The following is a 1,483-nucleotide window of genomic DNA, read 5'->3' on the forward strand; positions in this document are numbered from 1 at the left end:
GCGGCGCCAGTCGGCGACGGCGCGCTCGCGTTGGCCGGCGGCGGCCAGACGTTCGCCGCGCGAGACCAGGGCGCGCGCCAGGGTCGACAGACTGGCGCCGTCGCTGCCGTCCGAATGCAAGGCTTCCAGGTCGGCCACCGCCCGGTCGATCTGCGCCGGCCACGGCGCCGTCGCGACCGCGCTGTCGACCTGGGCCAGGCGCAGGCGCACCACCGCGTCGAGCCGTCGCCATTCCGGCAAGGACTGCGCTTGCGCGAGCAGGGGCGCCAGGGTCGCCTGCGCCTCGCGCAACTGCCGGGCCGCCTGCGGGCGCGCGTCGCGCAGGGCGGCGATCCAACCGGCATGGGCATAGGCGTGGGCGAGGTCGCGCCGCCAGGTGCGGTTGTCGGGCTGCTGCTCGACCAAGCTGCGCAGCAGGGACAGGGTTTCCTCGGCGTCGCGCGCGGCCTCGTCGAGCCGGCCGCGGTCCAGCGCCAGGATCGAGCTGCGCAGCAGTGCGGTCGCGAGTTTGCGCCGCCATGCGTTGGCATCGGGCTCGTCGGCGACCAGTTCGCGCAGCATCCCGGTCTGCAGGGCATAGCCGGAAGCGGCGGCGTCGAACTGGCCGCGCGATTCCTGCGCGGTGCTGAGCCAGGACAGGCTGTCGACCAGTTCGTAGCGCAGCGGCTTGTCGCCGGGCTTGCGCGCGAGCAAGGCGCGCTTGATCGCGACCGAACGCGCGAACAGGTCGGCGGCTTCGTCGGTGCGCTGGCGGCTGTTGGCCAAGGTGCCGAGATTGTTCAGCGCATACGACAGTTCGAGCTGCCAGCGCGGATCGGTGGGCGCGCGTGCGACCAGTTGCTCGGCGGCGCGCAGATAGTCGAGCCAGTGCGCGTGCGCGGGGTCCATGCGTTTCTGGCGGAAATCGTAATAGCCCTGCCAATAGGCGACCGTGCCCGATTCGGCCAGGGCCTCCAGCGAGCCGGGCGTCTCCCGGCGCGCTCGCGCCATGGTTTCGGCGGCGCGTTCGAAGGCGGCGTTGGCCTCGTCGAACCGGGCCAGGTTCATCAGTACCTCGCCGACGGTGCGCAGGGCGCGTGCGTGGTTGACCAGTTCGCGCGGCTGCATGTCGGCTTCGGGCATGCGTTCGAGATAGGCCAGGGCCTGGCTGCCGACGCTGTCGAGCAGTTGCAGGTTGCCGATCGGGCGCAGTTGCTCGGCGAGATCGCCGAGCATGAAGCCGACCAGTTGCTGGGCCTGGTCGCGGCGTTGTTCGGCCTCGCGCCGCGCCTGCCAGGCCTGTAGGCCCAGGCCGATCGAGACCAGGGTCAGCGCGGCCAGGGCGCCGATCGCGCCGACCCGTAGCCATTGCCTGCGGCGTTGCTGGCGTTCGCTGGCGCGCAGGAATTCGAGGTCGGCCGCGCTGAGGTCGGCCGGCAGGCGGCGCGCGGCTTCGCGCGCTTCGGCCAGCGGCCGGCCGGGATTGAGCAGGTGGTCGGAGCGG

1 pseudogene is annotated in these 1,483 nt (G+C 72.6%); it reads right to left on the bottom strand.

Going from position 1 to position 1,483, the window contains the following annotated elements:
- Nucleotides 1-1,483, bottom strand: a pseudogene (locus ACSAMQ_RS20495) (winged helix-turn-helix domain-containing protein); the annotation flags it as partial.

This window comes from Lysobacter sp. 1R34A (genome assembly GCF_051217035.1).
Classification (GTDB): domain Bacteria; phylum Pseudomonadota; class Gammaproteobacteria; order Xanthomonadales; family Xanthomonadaceae; genus Lysobacter.